The sequence below is a fragment of the Nocardia yunnanensis genome (assembly GCF_003626895.1).
GTDB classification, from domain to species: Bacteria; Actinomycetota; Actinomycetes; order Mycobacteriales; family Mycobacteriaceae; genus Nocardia; species Nocardia yunnanensis.
The window spans coordinates 6805516-6830349 of sequence record NZ_CP032568.1 but is presented as its reverse complement, the minus strand read 5'-3'; the positions used below and the strand labels follow the sequence as shown (position 1 = coordinate 6830349).

Genomic DNA, 24834 nt, shown 5'->3' with positions numbered 1-24834 from the left:
GGATGTGCCGCGCGGTTCTTGACTTTCCTGGTTCGCCCGCGCATCGTGGAATAGTTAGCGAAGCTAATCGATGGGATGAATCCTGCCGCCGGAAACACTCTCGCGGTCGATATTGGCTGAGCGAGTCGGCCCGGCGGGGATCCAGGGAGGCAGATGATGGTCGACGACACCGTGCGCGCGGAGCTCACCCGGCAGATAGCCGACAATCTCGCACAGACCGAGGTCGCCAAGCGGTTCGAACGCCTGCTGGCCGACGAGCAGATCCGCGTCGCCGTGCCGAAGCCCGAGGTGGGCGAGGCGGCACGACAGCCCGGTCTGGGGCTGGCGCGGGTGGCCGAGATCCTGATGACCGGGTACGCCGAGCGCCCGGCCATCGGCGAACGGGCCACCGAGATCGTCGTCGACGCCGCGGGCCGGCGCACCCGCCGGCTGCTGCCGGAGTATCGGACCGTCAGCTACGGTGACCTGTGGTCGCGGGCGGGCGCGCTGGCCGCCGACTGGCACCACGACGACCGGAATCCGTTGCGCGCCGGGGATTTCCTGGGCATCCTCGGATTCGCCAGCGGCGATTTCGCGGCCGTGGAGCTGGCTGCCATCCGGCTGGGACTGGTAGCGGTGCCGCTGCAATCGAGCGGCACTGTCGCGCAATGGCATTCGATCCTGACGGAAACCGGGGCGCGGACCCTGGCGGTGAGCCTCGAGCTGCTGGACACCGCACTCGACCTGCTGGACACCGCACTCGACTGCGTACTCGACGACACCCCGGTCACCTCGATCGTGGTCTTCGACTTCGAATCCCGCGACGACCGCCAGGCCGAGATCTTCGCCGCCGCCCGCGACCGGGCCGCCCGGAGCGGTGTCACCGTGGAATCCTTTGCCGCCGTGACGGCTCGCGGCGCGACGCGGCCCGAGGTCCCGCTGTACGTCCCCGCCGACGAGGACGAGCTGGCGCTGCTCATCTACACCTCCGGCAGCACCGGCACCCCCAAGGGCGCGATGTACCCCTACCGCCTGGTGACCGCGATGTGGCAGGGCCCCACCATGATTCCCGCCCCGGTCATGAACTTCTGCTACATGCCGCTGAGCCATGTGGCCGGCCGCATGGTGCTGACGGGCACCTACGCGCGCGGCGGCACCGCGTTCTTCGCCGCCTCGAGCGATATGTCGACCCTGTTCGAGGACATCGCCCTGGTCCGCCCCACCGAGGTATTCTTCGTCCCGCGCGTGTGCGACATGGTCTTCCAGCGCTATCAGAGCGACCTGCAACGCCGGCTCGCCGCGGGCGAATCCGCCGATACCGCCGACGACGCGGTCAAAACGGCACTGCGGGAACAGTTCCTGGGCGGCCGCCTGGCCCGCGTCATGGTCGGCAGCGCCCCCATCTCCGCGGAGATGAAGCAGTTCATGAACGAGGTGCTGGGTCAGCCCGTCATCGACGGCTACGGATCCACCGAGGCCGGCGGTGGGCTGCTCATCGACAACGAGATCCGCCGCCCGCCGGTGCTGGACTACCGGCTCGCCGACGTGCCCGAACTCGGCTACTTCTCCACCGACAAGCCCTATCCGCGTGGCGAATTGGTGGTGAAGTCGATGCTGCAGATCCCCGGCTACTTCAAGCGTCCCGAGGTGACCGCCGAGATCTTCGACGCCGACGGCTACTACCGCACCGGCGATATCGTCGCCGAGATCCGCCCCGACCACCTGGTGTACGTCGATCGCCGCAACAATGTGCTCAAGCTGTCGCAGGGCGAGTTCGTCACCGTGGCCACCCTCGAGGCCGCCTACGCCACCAGCCCGCTGATCTCGCAGATCTTCGTGCACGGCTCGAGCGAGCGCGCGCACCTGCTGGCCGTGATCGTGCCGACCGCCGCCGCGCTCGCCCTCGACCCCGCCGAGCGCAGCGCCGCCATCACCGCGTCCCTGCAGGACATCGCCAAGCAGGCCCAACTCGAATCCTACGAGATCCCGCGCGCCTTCCTGCTCGAGGACGAACCCTTCACGCAGGACAACGGGCTGCTGTCCGGAATCGGAAAACTGTTGCGGCCCAAGCTGAAGGAACGCTACGGCGAACGGCTCGAACAGCTCTACACCGAGCTGGCGCGGCAACAGACCGAGGAGCTGGCCGCCCTACGCCGCGAGGCCGCCGACCTCCCCGTCGTCGACACCGTGTGCCGCGCGGCGCGCGCGATCCTCGGCGGCGAGGAGCCCGAGCCCGACGCCCACTTCACCGATCTGGGCGGGGATTCGCTGTCGGCGCTGTCATTCTCGACGCTGCTGCGCGAACTGTTCGACGTCGAGGTCGCGGTGGGCGTGATCGTCAGCGCCGCCAACAGTCTGGCCGGCATCGCCGCCCACATCGAGTCCGAACGCGAGTCCGGCGGCACCCGCCCCACCGTGACGACCGTGCACGGCGACGGCAGCGAGATTCGCGCGGCCGACCTGACCCTCGACAAGTTCCTCGACCCCGCCGTGCTGGCCGCCGCCCCGGCCCTGCCGCACGCCGCGCAACCGCCGCGCACGGTCCTGCTCACCGGAGCCAACGGCTATCTGGGCCGGTTTCTGTGCCTGGAATGGCTGCGTCGCCTGGACGACACCGACGGCACCCTGGTGTGCGTGGTGCGCGGCCGTGACGCGGACGCCGCCCGCCGCCGCCTCGACGAGGTGTTCGACAGCGGCGACCCGGAGCTGCTGCGCACCTACCGGGACCTGGCCGCGCGACGGCTGCGGGTGCTGCCCGGCGATATCGGCGAACCGAATTTCGGCTTGCCCCAGCAGGACTGGGAGCAGCTGGCCGCCGACGTCGACCTCATCGTGCACCCGGCCGCCCTGGTCAACCACGTGCTGCCCTACGGACAGCTGTTCGGCCCCAATGTGGTCGGCACCGCCGAGGTGATCCGCCTGGCCCTGACCACCACCCGCAAACCGGTCACCTACCTGTCCACCGTCGCGGTGGCCGCGCAGATCGATCCGGCCGCCTTCACCGAGGACGGCGACATTCGCGAGATCAGCGCCGTGCGCGCCGTCGACGACAGCTACGCCAACGGCTACGGCAACAGCAAATGGGCCGGTGAGGTGCTGCTGCGCGAGGCGCACGACCTGTGCGGGCTGCCGGTGGCGGTGTTCCGTTCGGACATGATCCTGGCGCACAGCGCCTTCGCCGGCCAGCTCAACCTGCCCGACATGTTCACCCGCCTGCTGCTCAGCGTGCTCGCCACCGGACTGGCCCCGAAATCCTTCTACACCTTGGATTCCCACGGCCGGCGCCGCCGCGCCCACTACGACGGCCTGCCCGCCGACTTCACCGCCGCCGCCATCACCACCCTGGGCGTCGCGGTGAGCGAGGGCTTCGAAACCTACGACGTCCTCAACCCGCACGACGACGGCATCTCCCTCGACGAATTCGTGGACTGGCTCCTCGAATCCGGCCGGCCCATCGACCGCATCGACGACTACGGCGACTGGTTCACCCGCTTCGAAACCGCCCTGCGCACCCTGCCCGAACTGCAGCGCAGCGCCTCGGTGCAACCCCTGCTGCACGCCTACCGCCATCCGAGCCCGCCGATCGCCGGCTCGGTGCTGCCCGCCAAGCGTTTCCAGGACGCCGTCCAGCAGGCCGGTATCGGACCGGACGGCGACATCCCGCATCTGACAAGGGAACTCATCGACAAGTACGTCGCGGACCTGACACTGCGCGGCCTGCTCTGAGCTCCGCCGTTCAGCTCTCCCGTACGCGCAGGTAGTGCGCCAGCCGCCCGGCCGCGTCGAGCATCGCCATGCTCCGCGCGGTCAGGCGGCCGCGCCAATCCCGCAGTGCGCGAGCCAGATCGTCGGTACCGCCGGCCGCGCGGACCTGCTCGACCACGGTGGCGATACGGCTCAGCGGATAACCGCCGCGGCGCAGCAGATGCGCGAGTTCGGCGTCGCGGCGATCGTCGGCACCGTAGCGGCGATACCCGGTGCCGGATTCCCGTGCGGGCGCCAGGATTCCGGCCCGTTCCCATTTGCGCAGCGTCGCCGCGGTCACCTCGAGCCGGTGCGCCAGCTCGCCGATGGTCCACGACTCCGGACCCGAAACCATTGCGGTGTCATCGGTTTCGATGGTCAGGTGGTGGATCGCGCGGCGCACGGCGTCGAGGGTGTCGCGGTCGCGCAGTGACTGCTCGTGCCCGCGATCGACGAGCAGCAGCGCGGTGTCGAGATCGCCGGCGTGGACGGCGGTCATGATGCGGCCCGCCGTCGCGTGCCCGTGCGCGCGCACCAGGGCGAGGTAGGCGTCGAGCGCCGCGGCGTGCGCCGGCGTGTAGATCCGGTAGCCGCTCGCGGTGCGCTCGGCGGGCGGCAGGAACCCGGCGTCCTCGTAGTTGCGCACGGCCTGGGTGGACAGGCCGTGGTCTCGAGCCAGATCGGCGGGCCTCAGGTTGTTCATCGGTTTGAGACTTTACTCGTTGCTGCTGAGGGGCAAACTGCGAAAATGCTGTCGAAAGCGCCAACCGGCGTTTCAACGATACGATTCACAGGCATGACTCAGGAGATTCGAGACTTCGTCCCCGCCTCATGCGAACTGCTGGGCCTGGGCGAGCCCACCCACCGCGACCACGCCTTCCTGCGCGTGCGCAACGAGATCTTCGCGCAGCTGGCCGAGCAGGGCTTCCGGTCCATCGCCCTCGAGATCGACCGGGTCGCCGCGCTGACCGTCGACGACTACGTCCAAGGTGGTCCCGGCGACCTCGACGAGGTGATGCGCACCGGTTTCTCCCACGGGTGGGGAGAACACGAAGCCAATCGCGAATTGGTCTGCCGGCTGCGCGAATACAACCGAACCCGGCCGTCCCAGGACCGGGTGACCTTCCACGGTTGCGACACCCCGTGTGAGAACTTCAGCGCCCCCAGCCCGCGCCAATATCTCGAATACGCCCGCGACTACCTGAAACTCGACCTCGACGTGGCGGCCATCGCCGGCGACGACCACCGCTGGGACCGGATCGAAGCCGTCATGGACCAGACCGTGTCCCCGGGCGCATCACCGGACGCGCGGCGGTTGCGCGAGCTCGGCGACAGCCTGCTGTTCGCGCTCTACCGCCGCGCCCCCGAACTCGTCGCCGCCACCTCGCGCGCCGAATGGTTCCGTGCCGAAACGCATCTCACCGCCGCCCTCGGCCTGCTGCACTACCACGCCCAGTGCGCCGAACCCCTCCCGCAGGCCGAGCGCGAAGCCCCGCTGGCCGCCGTGCGCGACACCCTCATCGCCCACAACCTGCTGGCCATCCGCCGCCGCGAGGGCCGCCGCGGACCCACCCTGGTCTTCGCGCACAATCTGCACCTGCAGCGCGCCGCGACCACCGCGATCTGGTCGAGTCAGGGCCGGCCGTGGTCGGGCGCGGGCGCCATCCTGGACGCTCTCGGCGATCTCGACTACACCTTCATCGCCGGAAGCCTCGGCCGCAGTGCGGCTTTCGGTCTCGGCGCACCCGCCCCCGGCACCTACGAGAGCGTCCTGGACGGCCGTACCGCCGCCTGGGGCCTGACCCCCGTCACCGCTCTCGCCGGCGCGCACGCCCGCGCCGACGACCTGCCCCACGGCCACTTCGCCCTGACCCCGGACCTCCTCGCGCGCACCGAGGCCGTCCTGCACATCAGCGACGGCGCCGCGGTCGAGGCGTCGGCCGTCGGCTGAGGACCAGCGCGGTGCGACTCGGATCAGCCTGCCGCCGAGGGTATTTCGAGTCCGTGCTGCAACGCGGCCACGGTGGCGTCCAGGATCTCGTGCAGGCACCGCAGCGACGGGTCCGGCTGCGCCACCCAGTGGTCGAGCGCGACCCCGAAGGCCGCGAAACACGTGCCCGCCGCGAGTTTCGCGCGCAGATCGTCCGCCGCCAGACCCGCGCGGCGGGCGAAATTGCGCGCCAGGGCGTCACGGCGGCCGAAGGTCCCGGTGAAATTCTCTTCGCGCAGTGCGGGATTGGAGATCAGCACCAGGCGCGCGCGGCGCGCGGTATCGGCCTGCTGCCGGCGCAGCTCGGGCTGCGCGGGATCCAGCAGCGCCGCGCGCAGGGCGGCGCGCAGCGCCACGAAGACCGCCTCGGCGGGCGGGCGGCGATCCAGGGCGTCCAGCAGCAACGCCATCACGTCGTCCTCGTGGCTGAAGACCACGGCCGTCTTGGACGGGAAGTGGCGATGAAACGTGCGGCGCGAGACGTGGGCGGCGTCGGCGATCTCCTGCACGGTGGTCTGCTCGAAGCCGCGGCGCTCGAACAGCAGCAGGGCGGCGTCGATCAATTCGCGCCGCACCCTGGCCTTTTCGCGTTCCCGCAGCCCGATCGGTGCCGTCATCCCGCCTCTCCTCGCGTGTCGCCCACCCCTGGTGTCTCAATGTGACAGTTCTCAGGATAGTCTGGCCGAAGTGTCTCACTGTGACACCAAGGCGACGACAGTACGAGAGGACCCCACCGATGACCCGACGCACCGTGATCACCCTGGTCTCGGCGGCACTGCTGGCCACCGGCCCGCTGACCGCCACCGCCCTGGCCGACCCGCCCGCGAGCGCCGCGGGCACGATCGCCGGTGACGAAGCGCTGCCCCAGGGCTTGTGGATCGAGGGCACCGGCACGGCCCGCAAGCTCACCTACTGGACCCGCGACTCCGCCGATCAGCCCGCCCTGTCCAGCGGCGTCGTGTTCACCCCCGCCGGCACCCCGCCGCCGGGCGGCTGGCCGGTGCTGTCGTGGGAGCACGGCACCGTCGGTCTCGGCGACGACTGCGCGCCCTCGGTCGCGGGCCGCTCCGATCGCGACATGGGCTTCCTGGCGACCTGGCTGAAGCAGGGCTACGCCATCGTCGCCACCGATTACATCGGCCTGGGCACCCCCGGCGGCCACGCCTATCTCGACGGCCGCGCCGAGGCGCACGCCGCCATCGACATGGTCCGCGCCGCGCGCGCCGTTGATTCCACCCTGGCGAACAAGTGGGTGGCCATCGGCCAGTCCCAGGGCGGCGGCGCAACGGTTTTCACCGCCTCGCTGGCGACACGCTATGCGCCGGAACTGGATTACCGCGGCGCGGTGGCAACGGGCCCGGCCTCCAATGTCGTCGACGCCGCGGCGCTGCTCGGCCCCAACACTCCGCCGGTCGGGTCCTCGCACATCACCGCCTACGCCACCTACGTGCTCGACGGCCTACAGGCGGCCCGCCCCGACTTCGATCTCGACAGCTACCTCACCCCGCTGGGCAAGCAGCTGACCACCGAGGCACAGACCCTGTGCTTCGCCGATATGGCCGAGCGCGCCACCGGCGTCACCCTCGACCAATTGGTGTCCCGGCCGCTGGCCGAGGGTGATTTCGTGCCGGTCGCGCGGTCGGTCATGGACGTGCCGCTGACCGGATACGACCGTCCGCTGTTCATCGGTCAGGGCACCAACGACACCGATGTGCCCGCGCCGCTGACCGCCAAGCTGGTGGCCGATATGGCCGCCGCCGGAACACATCCCGAGGTGCACGTGTACCCGGGCAAGGACCACAGCGGCGCGATGCTGGCCTCGCTGGCCGACAGCGTGCCGTTCGTGGCCCGGCTGTTCGCCTGATCAGCCGATGGTGACCGTGGTGTCGATGAGCCCGAAGACCTCGCCCTGCGGTCCCGCCACGATGCCCATGCGCCCGAACGGGCTGTCGTCGGGGCCCATCAGCACCGTCGCACCCAGGGACTTGGCCTGTTCGAGCGCGGCATCGGCGCCCGCGACCTGGAACCAGGTCAGCCAGTAGTTCACGCCCGGTCCGGGCTGGCCGGTGGTGTCGGCGACGCCGCCCATCGGCCGGCCGTCGGAACCGGCGAAGGTGGAGTAGGTCATGCCCCCGCCGCCGATCTCGTCATAGGACCAGCCGAAGACCTGCCGGTAGAACTCCTGCGACGGCGCGTAGGCGGTGGTGTGCAGATCGTTCCAGCAGTAGGCGCCGGGTTCGTTGAAGATGCCGGCGCCGCTGTGCGCCTTGGCTTCCCACACGCCGAAGACCGCGCCGCCGGTGTCGGCGGCGACGAACATGCGGCCGACGTCCATGACGTCGAAGGGCGGCATGAACACCGTGCCGCCCGCCGCCCGCACCGCGTCCGCGACCCGGTCGGCGCTGTCGGCGGCGAAGTAGGTGGTCCACACCGACGGCATCGGCTGATCACCCATCTTGGGTCCGATGCCGGCGGCGGGGCGGCCGTCGAGCATGGCCATCAGATACCCGCCCGCGTCGGCGGGGCTGTCGAGCACTTCCCAGCCCAGCAGCTTGGAGTAGAAGTCCCGCGCGGCGGCGGGATCGTCGACCGAGCAGTCGACCCAACACGGAGTTCCCTGTGGCCAAGGCTTGTCGGTTGTGGGCATGGATCCTCCCGAGAACGGTCGGTTTCGCGGCCTGTCGGAGGGCAGGCGCACGGCCAGCTAACCACGCGCGCGGATGCTTCGGACCGGTACCGCGGTGCGCCCGGGAATCGATATCGAAGTTTGGCCGACGACCGCGCCGGGCCTGGTCAGGCGCGGTGCGGGTAGGCGCCGCCGTCCACCACGATCCGCTGTCCGGTGAGGTAGCCCGCGGCGGGCGAGACCAGGAACGCCACCACGTCGGCGACCTCCTCGGGCCGGCAGACGTGACCGAACGGGGAGCTGTCGTCGAGGTCGGCGGCATGGCCGAGACTGCCGCCGCTGAGCGCCCGGGTGAGCCGGTCGCCCATATCGGAGACCACCAGGCCGGGCGCCACGATGTTCACGTGAATGCCGTGCGCGGCTTCCTCTTTCGCGAGGGTGTGCGCCAGCGCCTCGAGCGCGGCCTTGGCCATGTTGTAGGGCGCGCCGTTGGCGCTGAGGGCGTGGGCGGCGACGCTGCTGATCATGACGATGTCCCCGCGCGGGCACCCGCGCATCTGCGGCAGCACCAGCTTGCTCAGGTGATGCGGGCCGACGGCCTGCACGCGCAGCAGTCGCTCCACCTCGTCGGGCGCGGTGTCGGCGACCGTGCGGCCGCGGCTGGCGATGCCGCCGTTGTGCACCAGAATGCTGATCGGCCCCAGTTCGCCGCCGACCCGCTCGACCATGGCGGCCACCGCGTCCGGCTCGTCGACGGGGGCGTGCACGGCCAGCGCCGTGGCTCCCGCCGCGCGCAGGTCCGCCACCGTCTCGTCCGCGGATTTCTCGTCGCGCGCCCAGTTCACCGCGACCGCGGCCCCGCGCGCGGCCAGGGCGTGGCTGATGGCGCGTCCGATACCCCGGCCGCCCCCGGTCACCACTGCCACCCGGCCCGCCAGTTCACCTGCTGCTGTGCTCATTCGGCCCACGCTACTCGAGTGCGCCCACCACGTCCTCGAACGTGTCCCGGGCCAGCAGATCGGCGTAGAAACCGTTGCGCTCCACCAGTTCCCGATGGGTGCCGCGTTCCACCACGCGCCCCTGATCCAGCACCACGATCTGGTCGGCGTCCCGAATCGTGGACAGCCGGTGGGCGATGGTGAGGGTGGTCCGGTCGGCCGACAGCGCGTCGATGGCGGCCTGCACCTCGCGTTCGGTGCGGGTGTCCAGGGCGCTGGTCGCCTCGTCCAGCACCATGATCGGCGGATTGCGCAGGATTGCGCGCGCCACCGCCAGCCGCTGCTTCTCCCCGCCGGAGAACCGGTATCCGCGTTCCCCGACCAGGGTGTCGTAGCCGTCGGGCAGGCTCACGATGTGCTCGTGGATCTGCGCGGCCCGGGCGGCGGCCCGCAATTCCTCGTCGGTCGCATCGGGTTTGGCGAACCGCAGGTTGTCGGCGACCGAGGCGTGGAACAGGTAGGTCTCCTGCGACACCACGCCGACCGCGGCCGACAGGTCCGCGAAGGTCAGCTCCCGCACATCGACGCCGTCGATGGTCACCCGCCCCGCGGTGACGTCGTAGAGGCGCGCCACCAGATAGCCGAGTGTGGTTTTCCCGGAACCGGTTTCGCCGACGATCGCCAGGCTGGTGCCGGCGGGCACGTCGATGTCGATATCGCGCAACACGTCTCGGTCGTCGTCGTAGGCGAATCCGACGTGCTCGAAGCGCACCGCCCCGGAGACCCGCTCGGGCAGGCGTGCGGGCCGCGCGGGCTCCTCGATGTCCGGTCGCAGATCCAGGTATTCGAAGATGCGCCCGAACAGCGCCAGCGAGCTCTGGATGTCGACACCGGTGGACAGCAGCATGACCGTGGGCCGCAGCAGTCCGCTCTGCAGCGTCGTGAACGCCACCAGGGTGCCGATCGACACCAGCGGATGTCCTTGGGCGACGGTCATTCCGGCCGCCCAGTAGATGACCGCGGGCATGGCCGCCATGACGATCGAGATGGTCGACTGCCGCCACCGGCCGGCCATGCTGGAGCGGATCTCCAGGTCCACCAGCCCGCGCGATTCCCGGGTGAAGTCGTCCACCAGCGCCGGCGCGCGACCCATGGTGCGCGACAACAGGATTCCGCTGACCGACAGCGACTCCTCCACGATCGCGGACATGCCTGCCAGCTTGCGCTGCTTCTCCCCGGTGATGCGCCGGCGTTCGGAGCCGACCTTGCGGCTGATCCACACGAACAGCGGCAGCATCACCAGCGAGATCAGCGTGAGCCGCCAGTCCAGCGCGAACATGGCGATGACCGCCGCCACGACGGAGGTGAAGTTCGAGACCAGGGAGGTGAGGGTCGAGGTGACGGTGGACTGCATGCCGCCGATGTCGTTGGCGATGCGCGACTGCACCTCGCCGGTGCGGGTGGTGGTGAAGAACGCCAGCGGCATCGATTGCAGCCGCGCGTACACCGCCGCGCGCAGATCGTGCATGACGTGCTGGCCGACGGCGGTCGAGATGTAGGTCTGCAGCACCCCGAACACGCTGTTGAGCGCGGCCACCGCGATCATGCCCGCGGCCAGCAGGGTCAGCAGCCCGGTGCGGCCGTGCGGCAGGGCGTCGTCGATGATGCCGCGCAGCAGGAACGGCGAGGCCAGCCCGGCCAGCGAGGCCAGGCCGACGAGGATCCCGACCAGGGCCAGCCGCCCGCGGTAGGGGTGAAAGAGCCGGACGATCCGGCCGAGTTCGGTCTGTGAGTCGTGCGCTTGTTCCGAAGCCATAGCGCCTCCTTTCGAACGGAGTCACGCGCTATAACTGAGTCTGACTCATAATTGTTCCGAGGACAATGAGTTATGCTCCAGATCATGGCGAGCAATGACGATCTGGCCGAGCTGTTCTTCCGCACCACCAAGCGCCTGCGCCGCACCCAGGCCGCCCGCCTCGCACCCCTCGGACTGACCCCCGCCCAGGCGCGCGCCCTGCGCATCATCGGCCGCGCCGACGAGCACGGCGAGCAACCGCTGCGCATGTCGGCACTGGCCGAGCATCTCGGCATCGTGCCGCGCTCGGCCACCACGGTCGTGGACGCCCTGGTGGCCGCCGGACTCGTTGGGCGGCAGGCGGATCCGGCCAATCGCCGCGCCACCCTCGTCACCCTCACCGCGGCCGGTCGCGAGGTGCTCGCTCGCATGTCGCAGGCCCGCCGCGACGCCGCCGGGGAACTGTTCACGGCGCTGTCGGACGAGCAGCGCCGGCTCCTGCGCGACCTGCTCGCCACCCTGGCCGACGACACCTCGCCACCCGCGTCGCGCTGAGCACCTGTCCGTGGTCGCGAGTACGGTCGGGGGCGCTCGTTGCCGACCGATGTTCGTCTCGACCCAGTGAGGAAGCCCTATGCCCCGGGACCTGGCCGACCTGCCGTTCGCGCGCTTTCTGGAGCGTCAGGACGACCTGCGCGACGAGGGCGCCTACGACTGCGCCCACTTCGACGGCCTCTCCCTCGACGATCCGCAGCTCCGCGGCGTCACCTTCACCGAATGCGCGATCTCGGCGACCACGGTGAGCGGCGGCTTCTTCCGCTACTCGCGCTTCAACGACGTGTGGTTGAACAGCACCCGCTGGATTCGCACCGATCTGTCCGAAACCAATTGGATGGACGTGGAATTCGTGATGGCCGCGCTGTCGGGGGTGGAGGCGTTCGGGTCGGTGCTGCGGCGGGTGAGCTTCCACAACTGCAAGTTCGATTCGGTGAACCTGCGCGGCGCGGTGCTCACCGACGTGCGGTTCGTGGACTGTGTGCTGCGGGATGTGGACGTCAGCGAGGCGAAGCTGACCACGGTCACCTTCCCGGGTTCGGAGATCTCCGGGCTGTCGTTGCGCAACGCCAAGCTGAAGAAGGTCGACCTGCGCGAAGCCCGCACGCTCGGCGTCACCGGCGGCGTCGAATCGCTGTCCGGGGCGACCGTCACCAATACCCAGCTCATGGAGCTGGCCCCGGTCTTCGCCCACGCCTTCGGCATCACCGTCAAAGACCTCTAGTGGGTAGCGTAAGTGAACTGACTCGGGTTACGCTGCTCGCATGACGGACTGGCGGCCCACGGCCTGCATCCTGTGCGAGTGCAACTGCGGCATCCAGGTGCTGCTCGGGCCGGACGGCCGGACCTTCGAGAAGATCCGCGGCGACAAGCTGCATCCGGCGTCGGAGGGCTACACCTGCAACAAGGCCCTGCAGCTCGACCGCTACCAGAACGGCCGCACCGGCCGGCTGACCGCGCCGCTGCGCCGCCGCCCGGACGGCAGCTTCGAGGAAATCGATTGGGACACCGCGATTTCCGAGGTCTCGGCGCGACTGCTGGAGGTGGGGCACCACTTCGGCGGGGAGTCGATCTTCTACTACGGGGGCGGCGGCCAGGGCAACCATCTGGGCGGCGCGTACGCCCCGGCGACCATGGCGGCTTACGGCATCAAGTACCGGTCCAGCGCGCTGGCGCAGGAGAAGACCGGCGACTTCTGGGTAGGCGCGCGCATGACGGGGTATCCGATGCGCGCCGACGTCGAACACGCCGAGGTCGCGTTCTTCATCGGCAAGAATCCGTATCAGTCCCACGGTTTCCCGCGGGCGCGCACGGTGCTCAAGGAGATCGCCAAGGACCCGGCCCGGTCGATGATCGTGCTGGATCCGGTGCGCACCGAGACCGCCGAGCTGGCCGATTTCCACCTGCAACTGCGCCCCGGCACCGATGTGTATCTGCTGACCGCCATGGCCGCGATCCTGGTGCGCGACAACCTGATCGACCACGAGTGGCTGACCCGGCACACCACCGGCCTCGACGCCGTGCTGCCGGTGCTGCGCGACGTGCCGATCGAGAAGTACTGCGCTATCGCCGATGTCGAGCTCGAACTGGTCACCGCCGCCACCCATCGCCTGGCCCGCGCGAGCTCGGTGGCCGCGCTCGAGGATCTGGGCGTGCAGATGAACCGCTACTCCACCGTGGTCAGCTACGTGGAGAAGCTGGTCTGGCTGCTGACCGGCAATGTCGGAAAGCCCGGCACCCAATACGCTTTCACCGGTCTGACCAATATCGGTCACGACCGCGGGCACCCGGCGGGCGAAGGGCCCAAGAGTCCGGTGGCCGGTGCGCAGATCGTCAGCGGCCTGGTGCCGTGCAATGTGATCAGCGAGGAGATCCTCACCGATCATCCGGCCCGCTACCGCGCCATGATCGTGGAGAGCGCCAATCCCGCGCATTCCCTGGCGGATTCGGCCCGCATGCGCGAGGCGCTCGAAGCCCTGGAACTGGTGGTGGTCATCGACGTCGCCATGACCGAGACCGCCCGGCTGGCCGACTACGTGCTGCCCGCGCCGACCCAGTTCGAGAAGTACGAGGCCACGTTCTTCAATTTCGACTTCCCGCGCAATATCTTCCACCTGCGGCACCCGGTACTGCCCGCCCCCGCCGGCGTGCTGCCGGAACCGGAGATCCATGCCCGCCTGGTCGAGGCCGCCGGGGTGCTGGGGGAGGCCGACTACGCCCCGCTGCGGGCCGCGCTGGCGCAGGGCCGGGAAGCCTTCGCCATGGCTTTCCTGGGGATTCTGGGCGATCCGGCCCGCTCGAAGCTGGCGCCGGTACTGCTCTACCGCACGCTGGGCGAAACGTTGCCCGACGGCGCGGCCGCGGCGGCGCTGCTGTGGGCGGCGGCCTACAACATGGTGCGCAAGTTCCCCGCCAGCGTCGAACGCGCCGGATACGGCACGGGTTTGGCGGCGGGGGAGCGGCTGTTCGAGGCGATCCTGGACGGCAAGCACGGCATCGTCATCTCCGAGGACGACTACGCCGAGACCTGGAACCGGGTGCGGGACAAGGTGATCCGCCTCGAGATCCCCGAACTGCTCGACGTGGTCGCCACCCTGCCCGACGCCCCGGACGACAGCGCCGAGTGGCCGTTCGTGCTGTCGGCGGGCGAACGCCGTGCCTTCACCGCCAACACCATCTTCCGAGATCCGGCCTGGCGCAAGCGCGATGCCGCGGGCACGCTGCGCCTCAGCGTCGCCGACGCCGACCGTCTCGGCCTCGCCGCCGGCGACCTGGTCAAGATCACCACCCGGCGCGGCAGCGCCCAGGTGCCCGTCGAACCCACCGACCGGATGCGCCCGGGTCACCTGTCGCTGCCCAACGGCTTCGGCCTGTCGGTCGCGGACGCGGCGGGCGTCGAGGTCACCACCGGCGCCGCCCCGAACGAGCTGACCTCCTTCGACGCCCGCGACGAATGGGTGGGCACCCCCTGGCACAAGTACGTGCCCGCCCGCCTGGATACCGTGACCGCATGAAACGTACGAGCTTCGCGAACTGGCCGTGCACCGTCGCCCGCACCGTCGACCTGCTGGGCGACTGGTGGACGCCGCTGATCCTGCGCGAAGCTTTCTACGGCGCCAAGCGTTTCGACGATTTCGAATCCACCCTGGGCCTGAGCCGCAACATCCTGTCCCAGCGACTGAACCGGCTGGTGGAGACCGGGCTGCTGACCAAGACCCCGTACCAGGATCGCCCGGTGCGCCACGAATACCTGCTGACCGAGCAGGGCCGCGACTTCTTCCCGGTCATAGCGGCCATGATGGCGTGGGGCGACCGCTACCTGGCGCCGGCGGCCGGGGAACCGATCGTGCTGCACCACACCGGCTGCGACCACGACACGCATGCGGAAGTGGTCTGCGCCCACTGCCGCGAACCGCTGCGGCACCGGGACGTCTCGGCGCGGCTGGGCCCCGGATTCCCGGATCGCTTGCGCGACAAGGCCCTGGCCACGGGACGTTTCGGCGAGGCCCGATCGGCCTAACCGTCGAGACGATGCTCGACGATCTCCACCGAGAACGGCGCGCCGTCGATCTCGAGGAACAGGTGGCGATCGGTCACCGACACCGTCCATTCGGTGCGCCGATCCACCGCCGCCGCCACCGCATCCACGAATTCGCGATCCAGCGAGTACACCGGAATCGTCTCGGCGCGATGAATTCGCTTGGCGGGTAACGCCGCCAGCACCTTCGCCGGATCCCGGTGCGTGTAGATCGCCACCCGGTCGGCCAGCTTGCCGGCGCGGTGAATCCGCTCGGCGTCGGGTGCGCCCACATCGATCCAGGTGGTGAGCCGGCCGGTCAGATCACGCACCAGCACCGGAGGTTGGTCGGTGGCGGACACCCCGCCGTCGCTGAAGGCGATGCCCTCCTCGTACTCCAGGCAGTAGGCCAGCAATCGGGTCACCAGGTAGGCGGCGGTCTCGGAGGGATGCCGGGCGACCCGGAGCTCGAGCTCCTCGTAGACAGTGCGGTCCACGTCCGCGAGATGCACGGTCACGGTGTGGATGGTCGAGTTCAGGGCCATGAGTGCGACAGCTTATCGGGGCGGATAGGGCAGACTGGCAGCACTATGCCGACCCTGCGCCGCCTGGTGCCCGCGATCGCGGCCGCCGCCCTGCTCGCCGCGGCCGGCTGCGCGAGCGAACCGGTCGCGCCGCCGCCGCAGCCGTCCTATGCCGGCCCGGCGCGGCAGCTGATCACGGTCATCGCCGACTCGCCCACCGCGACCTCGGCCACCCTGACCGCCTGGGACCGGGACGGCAGCCGCTGGACGGCGGCGATCGGCCCGCTGCGGGCGGATATCGGGGCCCAGGGCGTGGGGCCGGCCAGCGAGACCGCCAACCGCTCCCCGGCCGGAATCTGGTCGCTGACAGAGGCTTTCGGAATCGCCGCCGACAACGGCACCCGGCTGCCGTATCGCCGTGTCACGCAATCGGATTGGTGGGTCTCCGATGTGCGCTCGCCGTATTACAACACCCACTACACCTGCGCGCCCGGCACCTGTCCCTTCGACGAATCCGCCGGTGAGGATCTGGGGGCCGCGGGACCGGCCTACGACCACGCGGTGGTCATCGACTACAACCGCGCCCCGGTGGTGCCGGGGGCGGGTTCGGCCTACTTCCTGCACGTCGGCGACGGCAGCGCGACGGCGGGCTGCGTCGCGGTACCGGGCAGCGATCTGGACCGGCTGATGCGCTGGCTGGATCCCGAACGTGGCCCGGTCATCGATATCGCGGTGCGGCAGGCGTTCACCGGCTGAGATGGGCGAATTCGGCTGTGCCCGTTCTCACACTGTCGCATATGCGCCGGACGCGGAGGAGTAGCCGATGTTTCGCTGAACTAAGGTTCGGGTAACCGACGGTGTCGAAACGATCACCACCTGCGGTGATTGTCCGCTGGACGCGTCGGGGCGTCCGCCGGGCGAAAGGATAGGGACAACATGGGCGCGAGCCTGATGATCGTGGGGGACGACGCCCGGGTCCGCGGCGACCTGCGGGTGGCGCTGGAACGCGAGGGCTACGACGTCGACGAGACGGCCGCGGCCGAGGTGGCGCTGGAACGCCTGCGCACCTATGGCGCGCCCGATGTGATGATCGTGGACCTGCTGGTCGGCGAGATGGACGCCTTCACCTGTATTCGCGAGGTGCGCCGCGCCCACGAGGTGCCGATCATGGTGGTCAGCGCCAGCGAGGACACCCACGACGTGGTCGCCGCCCTGGAGGCCGGGGCCGACGACTTCGTGAGCAAGCCCCTGGCCATCAAGGAGATCAGCGCGCGGGTGCGGGCCCTGCGGCGGCGGCCGCATCTGGGTGCGCTGCCGGAGGATCCGATCGCCGAACCGCCGGCCGAGATCGTGCTGGACCCCGATGACGATGCGCCGCTGGTGCTTTCGCCCGACGGCGGCGTGGTGCGCCGCGGCGACGAGCCGATTCCCTTGACCATCACCGAGTTTCGGCTGCTGTGCGAACTCGCCGCCAATCCGGGCCGGGTGCTCAGCCGCACGCTGCTGCTCGAACGCGCCTGGGACGAAGGCTTCTTCGGTGACGAGCGTCTCGTGGACGTCCATGTGCGCCGCCTGCGCACCAAGATCGAGTCCGATCCCTCCGATCCGCGCATCGTGGTGACCGTCCGCGGGCTCGGATATCGCCTCGACATGCCCCGATGAGCGTCGCGATAAACGTTATGCCGCCCACATTTACGGCGTGAAGTCACGGGATCGTCATGAGATCGCAATGAGTTCGCATGGCAGACCTCAAAAATTGGCCGTCAGGCTGAGATCGTCATGCAGACCCCAATCAGCAAATTCGACGCGATATCCCAGCAAACGATCGAGATCCGGGAACCGGTACTCGCCGACGGTGCGCCCATGCATCGCATTGCCGAGAATTCCCGGGTCCTCGACACCAACTCCAGCTACGCCTACCTGCTGTGGTGCCGCGATTTCGCCGCGACCTCGATGGTCGCCGAAATCGACGGCGAATTAGCGGGTTTCGTCACCGGTTACACCCGGCCCGCCCGGCCGCACACCCTGTTCGTCTGGCAGGTCGCGGTCGACCATCCGCACCGCGGGCACGGCCTGGGTGTGCGGATGCTCGACGCCCTGGTGGAAAGCTGTGCGGCCCAGGGGGTCACGCAGCTCGAAACCACCATTTCCCCCGACAATCCGGCCTCGGTCGCCATGTTCGCGTCCCTGGCCAGACGCCGGCTGGCGACCCTGACCCGCACCCCGCTGTTCACCGCCGACCAATTCCCCGGCGGACATCAGCCCGAAGATCTCTACCGCATCGCACCGCTCACCACCCAGGAGGAATGGCGATGACCATGACAATCCCCGACATGACGGTTTTCGCGGAACTCGAATCGAATGTCCGCGGTTATTGCCGCTCGTGGCCGACGGTGTTCGACACCGCGTCCGGGGCGTGGCTGCGCGACGAATCCGGCCGCGAATACCTGGATTTCTTCGCCGGTGCGGGCGCGTTGAATTACGGCCACAACAATCCGGTGCTCAAGCAGGCGCTGCTGGATTACATCGCCGGCGACGGACTCACCCACGGCCTGGACATGTCGACGGTCGCCAAGCGCGAGCTGCTGGAGTCGTTGCGCGAGCGCATCTTCCAGCCGCGCGGCCTGGACTACAAGGTGCAGTTCCCCGGACCCACCGGCGCCAATGCCGTCGAGGCGGCCCTGAAACTGGCCCGCAAGGCCACCGGCCGCACCGAAATCCTCAACTTCACCAACGCTTTTCACGGCATGACGCTGGGCGCGCTGTCGGTCACCGGGAACGCGGCCAAGCGGGCCGGCGCGGGCGTGCCGTTGCAGCACGCCACCTCGATGCCCTTCGACGGCTACCTTTCCGGGCCCGACGACGATTCGTTCGAGTGGATGGAACGCGTCCTCGACGACGCCTCCTCCGGCCTGGACAGCCCCGCCGCGGTGATCGTCGAGACCGTGCAGGGCGAAGGCGGCGTGAACCTGGCCAGCATGCAGTGGCTGCGCAAGCTGGCCGGATTGTGCTCGGCCCGTGAGATTCTGCTCATCGTCGACGACGTGCAGATGGGCTGCGGGCGCACCGGCCCGTTCTTCTCCTTCGAAGCCGCGGGCATCACCCCCGACATCGTCACGCTGTCGAAGTCCATCGGCGGCTACGGCCTGCCCATGGCGCTGGTGCTGTTCAAGCCGGAACTGGATCTGTGGAAGCCGGGCGAGCACAACGGCACCTTCCGCGGCAACAACCCGGCCTTCGTCACCGCCCGTGCGGCACTGGAGCACTACTGGGCCGACGCCGCCCTCGAGACCGCCACCCGGACCAAGGGCGATCGCATCGAGCGCGCCCTGACCGGCATGGTCGCCGCCTTCGACGGCGTCAGCACCCGCGGCCGCGGTCTGGTGCACGGCGTGGTGTTCGACGACGCCTCGCAGGCGGAGAAGGTGTGCGCCACCGCATTCCAGCGCGGGCTGCTGCTCGAGACCGCCGGGCCCGACGACGAAGTGGTGAAACTGCTTCCGCCGCTGACGATCACCGACGGCGAACTCGATCACGGCCTGGAGTTGCTGGCCGGATCGCTGGACGCCGTGTGCGGCGGGCGGGGGCGCTGACATGATCGTGCGCACCACCGCCGAGATCACCGGCACCGATCGCGACGTCGCGGGGCCCGGCTGGCGCAGCAAGCGCATCGTGCTGGGCGGCGACGGGGTCGGATTCTCCTTCCACGAGACCACCATCGAGGCCGAGACGGTCCACGAATTCCACTACCAGAACCATGTCGAGGCCGTGTGGCTGGTCGAGGGCGACGGCACCCTGGTCGATCTCGACCGCGGCGTCACCTACGAACTCGGCCCCGGCTCCATGTATCTGCTCGACGGCCACGAACGCCATCGCCTCTTCGCCCGCACCCGCATGCGCATGCTGTGCGTGTTCAATCCGCCGGTGACCGGCCGTGAGGTGCACGACGAGCAGGGTGTCTACCCGCTCGTGGCCGTCGACTAGAGAGGTTTCGCATGACATTGGCCAGCCCCGAGCGCATCGATCGCTACCGCACCCGCACCCTGGCCGGGACGCCGCCGATCGATCGTGACGACCCGACGGTGTGGGGCGAGATCGGCACCCCCGGCCTCGCCGAGTTCGACGACGACGGTTACGCCCTGTTCGACGAACTGCTCGACCCCTACGAGGTCAGCGATGTCGCCGCCGAAATCCAGCGGCTCACCGCCGATCCCGATTTGCTGCTGGACGACCGCGTGATCATCGAGCGCGAATCCCACCGGGTGCGTTCGGTTTTCGACGTGCACAAGCTCAGCGCGCCGATCGCGGAGCTGGTGCGCGAGAGCCGCATCGCCGGACTGGCCCGCCAGGTCCTCGGGTCCGAGGTCTATCTGCATCAGACCCGGGTCAACTACATGCCGGGCTTCACCGGCGCCGGCTTCTACTGGCACTCGGATTTCGAGACCTGGCACGCCGAGGACGGGATGCCCGCCCCGCGCGCGGTCAGCCTGTCGATCGCGCTGACCGACAACTATCCGTTCAACGGCAGCCTCATGGTGATGCCGGGCTCGCATCGCACCTTCGTGCCCTGTCAGGGCGAGACGCCCGCCGATCACCACCGGGTGTCGCTGCGCGCCCAGGAGGTCGGGGTGCCCTCGCAAGAGGCCATCGCCGATCTGGCCGGCAAGCACGGCATCACCCAGTTCACGGGGCGGGCCGGGTCGGCGCTGCTGTTCGACTCCAACCTGATGCACGGCTCGGCGGGCAACATCACGCCGTTCCCGCGCTCGAATCTGTTCCTGGTGTTCAACAGCGTCGACAATGCCCTGCTCGACCCCTATTCCGCGCCGCACCCGCGGCCGGAGTACCTGGCCAACCGGGACTTCACACCCCTGGTGTGAAAGGCGAGTCACGCACCTGGCGTGGACGTTCCGTGTGGCCGCGGTCACGATATCCGCGCGGCGGGCGGTCTGAGCTGACCGTTTCCCGTGCCGGAGCGGCCGCACGGAACGTTCACGGCGCCTTCTGATTGCTGAACGTTACATTTTCACCATAGGTTCGAAGGGTAACGAACATCGTGCAGCGGTCCCCGATGTCCGCGATACCCGAGGAAGCCTTTGCCGTTCACCAAGATTCACTGGTCCACCGTCGTTCCCCTGCTCGCCGTCGCCGTGCTCGCCGCCGTCTGGGGGCGGAAGTTGTCACTGCTGGCCGATGTGCCGGTGCTGGCGCTGCTGCTGGCGGCGGTGCTGGCCGCCGTGCATCACGCGGAGGTGGTGGCCCGGCGGGTCGGCGAACCGTTCGGGGCGCTGGTGCTGGCCGTCGCGGTGACCGTGATCGAGGTGGGACTCATTGTCACGCTGATGATTTCGGCGGGGGACAAGGCCGCGCCGCTGGCGCGCGACACGGTGTTCGCGGCGGTGATGATCACCTGCAACGGCATCTTCGGGCTGGTGCTGCTGGTGGGCGCGCTGCGGCGGCGGGTCGCGGTGTTCAATGCCGAGGGCACCGGCGGGGCGCTGGCCACCGTCGCGACCCTCGCCACCCTGAGCCTGGTGCTGCCGACCTTCACCACGAGCCGGCCCGGCCCGCGGTTCTCGCCCGCCCAGCTGGCCTTCGCGGCGGTCGCGTCGCTGTTGCTGTACGCGTGTTTCGTCGCGATCCAGACGGTGCGGCACAAGGAGGATTTCCTGCCCGTCGAACCGGGTGCGGACGACGCGGACGAGCACGCCGCGCCGAGTGCCCGCGCGGCGTGGACCAGTCTGGGACTGCTGCTGGCCGCGCTCAGCGGCGTGGTCGGATTGGCCAAAGCGGTGTCGCCGGCCATCGAATCCGGTGTCGACGCAGCGGGATTGCCGCGCGCGGCGGTCGGCGTGGTGATCGCGCTGCTGGTGCTGCTGCCCGAGGCGCTGGCCGCCTATCGCGCCGCCCGGCGCGGACAGGTGCAGGTCGGGCTCAACCTCGCGCTCGGCTCGGCCATGGCCAGTATCGGTCTCACCATCCCGGCCATCGCGGTGGCGTCGATCTGGATCGACACCCCGCTGCTGCTCGGACTGGGCGCGACGGAGATGGTGTTGCTGGCCATCACCGTGGTGGTGGCCATGCTCACCGTGGTGCCGGGCCGGGCGACACTGCTGCAGGGCACGGTGCACCTGTCGCTCTTCGCCGCTTTCGGCTTCCTCGCGGTGGCGCCATAGCCGCGATGACGGCCGGAAAACACAAGGGACATCAATGGATTGGGTAGTCGAACCCGACGAGCTCGCCTTCCGCTGGGAGACCGCGGACACGACGCTGCATCCGCTGCGGCTGGGCACCACGGTGCCGGTGGGCGGCCACCGCCGCGACTGGCCCGACGACCCGGAATTCGCGGCCGCGCTGGACGTGCTGGGCGCACCGGAACTCCGGATCACCGCCGAGGGCGACCACCCCGACGCCCTGCACACCATCCGGCTGCTGGGCTGCGTCGTCGGCGAGGTCGCGGCGCTGGCCGCGCAGACCTCCAGCGTCATGCCCAATCACGTTGGCCCGGTGCGGATCTGGTACGGCCCGCGGACCGCGCTGGACGATCGGATCGCCGTCGCGCTGCCCGCCGGGGCGAGCCGGCGGTCGGACACGCTGATTCCCCCGCGCCGCTAGTACTGCAACGACACTCGGTGTCAGGTGAGTGGGTGGCCGCGGCGTCGGTAGTGGGAGAGTCGGGCTTGGTGTTGTCGGCGGTGTCGCCAGCGTGACCAGGCCCAGGTGTGGTCGGCGGGGTGTTGGCGGGTGAGGACGAAGGCGATGAGCAGGCGGCGGATCTCCGGTAGCGTGAGGGCGATCATGCCTTCGTCAGGTTCGGAGAGTCCGCCCTTGGGGTACAGCAGGTTTTAGTCGACAGCTGTCCTACCAAGGGCTTCCTCGTTCATGGCTGAGGCGCGCCGTATCCAGTTCCGTTGCCTACCAACATCATCCAGTCAGGATGAAAAAGCCTCACTCTAACCGACGCGTGGGTGGAAGTTGAGCGCATTGCAGGCGATACCTCCGATCTTTATGCGGATTTTGTGAAGGTCGTGTTCGCCGAGGCTGTCGTAGCGGGGCATCGTGACGGATATGACCCAGCCCAGCTCTTTGACGCTTCTGGCCGTGCGGACGATCCGTACCAGAACTTGATCACCGTGCTGGAGCAGCTGCGTGAGTCCGATGAGGGGATGGAGAGGTTTGAAGAACTGGCTTCCAGTCCGGATGACGATGTGAGCAGCGCCGTACTGATCGCGATGTTGACCAACGAAGTCCTCAAGCAGTTCGATCTACAGACCATGCCGTCGCACAAGCGGTTGCACCGGGAGGTGGTTGAGTTCGTGGCCGGTCTGCACTGGGACGATGTGGATCTTGACGCGAACGAGTTCGCCATCCCGGAAGATTTGGCCGTTCGGCTAGAAGCCGAGCGTGATCGAATGTGGGGGCCGCAAGGCTAGTTTCACACCCGGCGCGACCTCGGGCCAACCTGGTGGTGTGTTTGCGGTACACACCACCCTGTGTAGCATGTACACATGACGACCGCGCAAGCGCGAGACAAGCTCTCTCCTCGGCATGTAACCCTTATTGGAGATCGCGAGGACCTGCGCGCGGCTCTGCCGGGTACCGACCCTGACGACAGTCGTATTCACACCTATCAGTACCACGCGCCTGGAATGTACTATCAGGTCTCCGAGATTTCGGAGGACTGCCGACTCATTGAAGAATGTCTCGGCGTCGACGTTGAAGAAGAGTTCGGCGGTCTCACCGAAAGGCAGTGGAATGACCGGACTCGCATCTTCTACCGGGTTGATGGCAAGGACGAGGCCGTTCAGGATGTGCGACGCATGTTTCTTACCCGATCTATCGAAAATGGTGCCGTCTCATTCCTTTCCGGCTTTCGGCATCGAGTTGTCGCGATAGTCCCTGAGATCAGCGGTAGTATGAAGGAAACCAGAGTAATGCGTACTGACGATAGCGGCGACATCGAATGCATTCACGGCTACAACTCCATGGATGCATTGACTCAGTACGCCACTTGGGTCCACGCGCTCGCTCTTGAGTTCGGTAGCGGAGATGAGCATTCATTCGGCCCGATCTCGCGTGAGTGTACTGACGCGGGAATCGATCCCGGAATTGTCCAGGCATACTTGGTTCGGGAGGCGTCTGACGTGCTTCTCGTTAATGCGCGCCACCAGCTGAAAATGCGGCTGGGTGGCTGGAAAATGAGTAGCGGAGAGAATGCCAACATGTCGGAATTGGCCCGATCACTACATGCCGACCGCCCCAACCTGTTGAAGCTCGTTCGTGAGTCGGAGAAGTACATGGAGAAAGAATTGGGACGAATGAAAGAAAAATATCCTGATCTCTTCTAGGGCGTGTTCCCATACCCCATGACCACCTCTGCCCTGCAGTATCGGCAATTCGATCGTAGGTCCATCCCACTGCGGATGTGTGGAGACATGGCCAAGTCAGCGCCCTGTAGTGCGGCGAAACGTAAGGTCTCGCGGCCTACCGATTGCCATGTTATCGGCCCCGCAGCGGTCAGGAGGTGGCGATAAGCTCCCTTCGCCAATCTGCAAATCGCTTACGCATGGCGTCGATGTCATCTGGCGGAACACCGTATTCGGCGAATGCGTCATCGGTGATTTGGGTGAGCGCTCCGAGCGCGTCGGCGAACATCTTCGGTTCGAAGCCGTCGTCGGCGTTCTTCGCGAGTTCGAGCAATCTGTCGTGGCCGTATCGGCCGCTGGTGAATGCGGCGTCGATGTCGAGGAAGTCTCGTGGGAGTGCACGTCCGAAGAGCGCGCACATCTTGTTCGCCACAGCGTCGTCGGGATGCAGTACCGGACCGATTTCGAGGAGTACCGGAGGATGTGCACGCCAGTCCGCCGACATCTCCAACTTGTCTGGACCTCCGTCCGCGGACAAGACCAGCAGACGCGCGAAGGTCTCATTGCTCATGGCGGTTGTGACGTCGTAGCCGTGTAGTTTCAGCTCGGCGACGACGGCGTCTACTGCCCCTGGGAAGTCCGCCCGTCGGTGCCAGTCGGTGAAGAGATCTACATCGCCACTGGGGCGGTTGCCCATGCCGTGGGCTCGCAGCGCGTAGCCGCCGGCGAGAGCGAATCCCTGATCGCCCGCTACGGCCAGCGCGATTTCGGCGAGTCTGCGGTGGCGCAGTTCCATCCGG

24 protein-coding genes are annotated in these 24834 nt (G+C 68.5%); 17 read left to right on the top strand and 7 right to left on the bottom strand.

The features are described 5' to 3' along the window. Window positions 1-156: 156 nt before the first annotated feature. Complete coding sequence (gene car / locus D7D52_RS31925; protein WP_120744626.1) at window positions 157-3705, top strand: carboxylic acid reductase; 3549 nt, start codon at window positions 157-159, stop codon at window positions 3703-3705. A gap of 10 nt (window positions 3706-3715) precedes the next feature. On the opposite strand, the gene D7D52_RS31920 is transcribed toward car, so the two are convergent. Continuing rightward, window positions 3716-4426 carry a TioE family transcriptional regulator gene (locus D7D52_RS31920; protein ID WP_120742344.1) on the bottom strand — a complete coding sequence of 237 codons (711 nt, stop codon included), beginning with the start codon at window positions 4424-4426 and terminating at the stop codon, window positions 3716-3718. A gap of 93 nt (window positions 4427-4519) precedes the next feature. Here D7D52_RS31920 and D7D52_RS31915 point away from each other — a divergent pair, with 93 nt between their 5' ends. After that, window positions 4520-5674 carry an erythromycin esterase family protein gene (locus D7D52_RS31915; RefSeq protein ID WP_120742342.1) on the top strand — a complete coding sequence of 385 codons (1155 nt, stop codon included), beginning with the start codon at window positions 4520-4522 and terminating at the stop codon, window positions 5672-5674. 23 nt (window positions 5675-5697) lie between these two features. On the opposite strand, the gene D7D52_RS31910 is transcribed toward D7D52_RS31915, so the two are convergent. Next, entirely contained in the window at window positions 5698-6330 is a 633-nt protein-coding gene (locus D7D52_RS31910; RefSeq protein WP_120742340.1) for a TetR family transcriptional regulator, read from the bottom strand. 119 nt (window positions 6331-6449) lie between these two features. On the opposite strand from D7D52_RS31910, the gene D7D52_RS31905 reads away from it, so the two are divergent. Further along, window positions 6450-7577 carry a lipase family protein gene (locus D7D52_RS31905; protein ID WP_120742338.1) on the top strand — a complete coding sequence of 376 codons (1128 nt, stop codon included), beginning with the start codon at window positions 6450-6452 and terminating at the stop codon, window positions 7575-7577. On the opposite strand, the gene D7D52_RS31900 is transcribed toward D7D52_RS31905, so the two are convergent. The 3 genes from D7D52_RS31900 to D7D52_RS31890 form a co-directional block, all read right to left on the bottom strand. Further along, window positions 7578-8360 (bottom strand): VOC family protein, encoded by a 783-nt coding sequence (locus D7D52_RS31900; protein ID WP_120742336.1) that lies wholly within the window; start codon window positions 8358-8360, stop codon window positions 7578-7580. 146 nt (window positions 8361-8506) lie between these two features. Further along, complete coding sequence (locus tag D7D52_RS31895; protein ID WP_120742334.1) at window positions 8507-9298, bottom strand: SDR family NAD(P)-dependent oxidoreductase; 792 nt, start codon at window positions 9296-9298, stop codon at window positions 8507-8509. Between the two features lie 10 nt (window positions 9299-9308). Then, window positions 9309-11093, bottom strand: coding sequence for an ABC transporter ATP-binding protein (locus tag D7D52_RS31890; protein ID WP_120742332.1), 1785 nt, complete (start codon window positions 11091-11093; stop codon window positions 9309-9311). 84 nt (window positions 11094-11177) lie between these two features. Between D7D52_RS31890 and D7D52_RS31885 the strand changes: the two genes are divergently transcribed. From D7D52_RS31885 to D7D52_RS31870, 4 genes are all read left to right on the top strand, one after another. Beyond that, window positions 11178-11627, top strand: a complete 450-nt coding sequence (locus D7D52_RS31885; RefSeq protein WP_246023449.1) for a MarR family winged helix-turn-helix transcriptional regulator — start codon at window positions 11178-11180, stop codon at window positions 11625-11627. A 79-nt stretch (window positions 11628-11706) separates the two neighbouring features. Continuing rightward, the gene (locus D7D52_RS31880) at window positions 11707-12351 is read left to right on the top strand and encodes a pentapeptide repeat-containing protein (RefSeq protein WP_120742328.1); all 645 of its coding nucleotides are present in this window, start codon (window positions 11707-11709) and stop codon (window positions 12349-12351) included. A 40-nt stretch (window positions 12352-12391) separates the two neighbouring features. Beyond that, a complete protein-coding gene (locus tag D7D52_RS31875; protein WP_120742327.1) occupies window positions 12392-14641 on the top strand; it encodes a molybdopterin-dependent oxidoreductase in 2250 nt (749 codons plus the stop codon). After that, window positions 14638-15147: a winged helix-turn-helix transcriptional regulator gene (locus D7D52_RS31870; RefSeq protein WP_120742325.1), complete on the top strand. Its 510-nt coding sequence runs from the start codon at window positions 14638-14640 to the stop codon at window positions 15145-15147. Before D7D52_RS31875 ends, D7D52_RS31870 begins: the two co-directional genes overlap by 4 nt. Here the strand turns inward: D7D52_RS31870 and D7D52_RS31865 are convergent. Further along, the gene (locus D7D52_RS31865) at window positions 15144-15689 is read right to left on the bottom strand and encodes a YaeQ family protein (RefSeq protein WP_120742323.1); all 546 of its coding nucleotides are present in this window, start codon (window positions 15687-15689) and stop codon (window positions 15144-15146) included. The genes D7D52_RS31870 and D7D52_RS31865 overlap by 4 nt on opposite strands. A gap of 45 nt (window positions 15690-15734) precedes the next feature. Between D7D52_RS31865 and D7D52_RS31860 the strand changes: the two genes are divergently transcribed. The 10 genes from D7D52_RS31860 to D7D52_RS31815 all read left to right on the top strand — a co-directional run bounded on the left by D7D52_RS31860 (window position 15735) and on the right by D7D52_RS31815 (window position 24016). Then, on the top strand, window positions 15735-16424 hold the full coding sequence (locus D7D52_RS31860) for a L,D-transpeptidase family protein (RefSeq protein ID WP_120742321.1): 690 nt from the start codon (window positions 15735-15737) through the stop codon (window positions 16422-16424). Window positions 16425-16604: 180 nt separating this feature from the next. After that, the gene (locus tag D7D52_RS31855; protein ID WP_120742319.1) at window positions 16605-17330 is read left to right on the top strand and encodes a response regulator transcription factor; all 726 of its coding nucleotides are present in this window, start codon (window positions 16605-16607) and stop codon (window positions 17328-17330) included. Between the two features lie 117 nt (window positions 17331-17447). After that, complete coding sequence (ectA, locus tag D7D52_RS31850) at window positions 17448-17984, top strand: diaminobutyrate acetyltransferase (protein WP_120742317.1); 537 nt, start codon at window positions 17448-17450, stop codon at window positions 17982-17984. A gap of 2 nt (window positions 17985-17986) precedes the next feature. Continuing rightward, complete coding sequence (ectB, locus tag D7D52_RS31845) at window positions 17987-19261, top strand: diaminobutyrate--2-oxoglutarate transaminase (protein ID WP_120744625.1); 1275 nt, start codon at window positions 17987-17989, stop codon at window positions 19259-19261. Between the two features lies 1 nt (window position 19262). Continuing rightward, window positions 19263-19652, top strand: a complete 390-nt coding sequence (locus D7D52_RS31840) for an ectoine synthase (protein ID WP_120742315.1) — start codon at window positions 19263-19265, stop codon at window positions 19650-19652. Between the two features lie 11 nt (window positions 19653-19663). Further along, the gene (gene thpD, locus D7D52_RS31835) at window positions 19664-20548 is read left to right on the top strand and encodes an ectoine hydroxylase (RefSeq protein WP_120742313.1); all 885 of its coding nucleotides are present in this window, start codon (window positions 19664-19666) and stop codon (window positions 20546-20548) included. A 216-nt stretch (window positions 20549-20764) separates the two neighbouring features. Then, window positions 20765-21844 carry a calcium:cation antiporter gene (locus D7D52_RS31830; protein ID WP_120742311.1) on the top strand — a complete coding sequence of 360 codons (1080 nt, stop codon included), beginning with the start codon at window positions 20765-20767 and terminating at the stop codon, window positions 21842-21844. 34 nt (window positions 21845-21878) lie between these two features. After that, on the top strand, window positions 21879-22283 hold the full coding sequence (locus tag D7D52_RS31825; RefSeq protein ID WP_120742309.1) for a hypothetical protein: 405 nt from the start codon (window positions 21879-21881) through the stop codon (window positions 22281-22283). A gap of 353 nt (window positions 22284-22636) precedes the next feature. Next, entirely contained in the window at window positions 22637-23101 is a 465-nt protein-coding gene (locus D7D52_RS31820) for a hypothetical protein (protein WP_120742307.1), read from the top strand. A 75-nt stretch (window positions 23102-23176) separates the two neighbouring features. Continuing rightward, entirely contained in the window at window positions 23177-24016 is an 840-nt protein-coding gene (locus tag D7D52_RS31815; protein ID WP_162958678.1) for a hypothetical protein, read from the top strand. Window positions 24017-24185: 169 nt separating this feature from the next. On the opposite strand, the gene D7D52_RS31810 is transcribed toward D7D52_RS31815, so the two are convergent. Beyond that, complete coding sequence (locus D7D52_RS31810; RefSeq protein ID WP_120742303.1) at window positions 24186-24830, bottom strand: nucleotidyl transferase AbiEii/AbiGii toxin family protein; 645 nt, start codon at window positions 24828-24830, stop codon at window positions 24186-24188. Window positions 24831-24834: the final 4 nt, after the last annotated feature.

Excerpts from the sequence above, each read along its gene's own strand:
- D7D52_RS31905 (WP_120742338.1), top strand. The coding sequence starts at position 6,450 with ATGACCCGACGCACCGTGATCACCCTGGTCTCGGCGGCACTGCTGGCC.
- thpD (WP_120742313.1), top strand. The coding sequence starts at position 19,664 with ATGACATTGGCCAGCCCCGAGCGCATCGATCGCTACCGCACCCGCACC.
- D7D52_RS31915 (WP_120742342.1), top strand. The coding sequence starts at position 4,520 with ATGACTCAGGAGATTCGAGACTTCGTCCCCGCCTCATGCGAACTGCTG.
- ectA (WP_120742317.1), top strand. The coding sequence starts at position 17,448 with ATGCAGACCCCAATCAGCAAATTCGACGCGATATCCCAGCAAACGATC.
- D7D52_RS31875 (WP_120742327.1), top strand. The coding sequence starts at position 12,392 with ATGACGGACTGGCGGCCCACGGCCTGCATCCTGTGCGAGTGCAACTGC.
- D7D52_RS31860 (WP_120742321.1), top strand. The coding sequence starts at position 15,735 with ATGCCGACCCTGCGCCGCCTGGTGCCCGCGATCGCGGCCGCCGCCCTG.
- D7D52_RS31840 (WP_120742315.1), top strand. The coding sequence starts at position 19,263 with ATGATCGTGCGCACCACCGCCGAGATCACCGGCACCGATCGCGACGTC.
- D7D52_RS31870 (WP_120742325.1), top strand. The coding sequence starts at position 14,638 with ATGAAACGTACGAGCTTCGCGAACTGGCCGTGCACCGTCGCCCGCACC.
- D7D52_RS31890 (WP_120742332.1), bottom strand. The coding sequence starts at position 11,093 with ATGGCTTCGGAACAAGCGCACGACTCACAGACCGAACTCGGCCGGATC.
- D7D52_RS31900 (WP_120742336.1), bottom strand. The coding sequence starts at position 8,360 with ATGCCCACAACCGACAAGCCTTGGCCACAGGGAACTCCGTGTTGGGTC.
- D7D52_RS31810 (WP_120742303.1), bottom strand. The coding sequence starts at position 24,830 with ATGGAACTGCGCCACCGCAGACTCGCCGAAATCGCGCTGGCCGTAGCG.
- ectB (WP_120744625.1), top strand. The coding sequence starts at position 17,987 with ATGACAATCCCCGACATGACGGTTTTCGCGGAACTCGAATCGAATGTC.
- D7D52_RS31895 (WP_120742334.1), bottom strand. The coding sequence starts at position 9,298 with ATGAGCACAGCAGCAGGTGAACTGGCGGGCCGGGTGGCAGTGGTGACC.
- D7D52_RS31815 (WP_162958678.1), top strand. The coding sequence starts at position 23,177 with ATGACGACCGCGCAAGCGCGAGACAAGCTCTCTCCTCGGCATGTAACC.
- D7D52_RS31865 (WP_120742323.1), bottom strand. The coding sequence starts at position 15,689 with ATGGCCCTGAACTCGACCATCCACACCGTGACCGTGCATCTCGCGGAC.
- car (WP_120744626.1), top strand. The coding sequence starts at position 157 with ATGGTCGACGACACCGTGCGCGCGGAGCTCACCCGGCAGATAGCCGAC.
- D7D52_RS31910 (WP_120742340.1), bottom strand. The coding sequence starts at position 6,330 with ATGACGGCACCGATCGGGCTGCGGGAACGCGAAAAGGCCAGGGTGCGG.
- D7D52_RS31855 (WP_120742319.1), top strand. The coding sequence starts at position 16,605 with ATGGGCGCGAGCCTGATGATCGTGGGGGACGACGCCCGGGTCCGCGGC.
- D7D52_RS31880 (WP_120742328.1), top strand. The coding sequence starts at position 11,707 with ATGCCCCGGGACCTGGCCGACCTGCCGTTCGCGCGCTTTCTGGAGCGT.
- D7D52_RS31825 (WP_120742309.1), top strand. The coding sequence starts at position 21,879 with ATGGATTGGGTAGTCGAACCCGACGAGCTCGCCTTCCGCTGGGAGACC.
- D7D52_RS31885 (WP_246023449.1), top strand. The coding sequence starts at position 11,178 with ATGGCGAGCAATGACGATCTGGCCGAGCTGTTCTTCCGCACCACCAAG.
- D7D52_RS31920 (WP_120742344.1), bottom strand. The coding sequence starts at position 4,426 with ATGAACAACCTGAGGCCCGCCGATCTGGCTCGAGACCACGGCCTGTCC.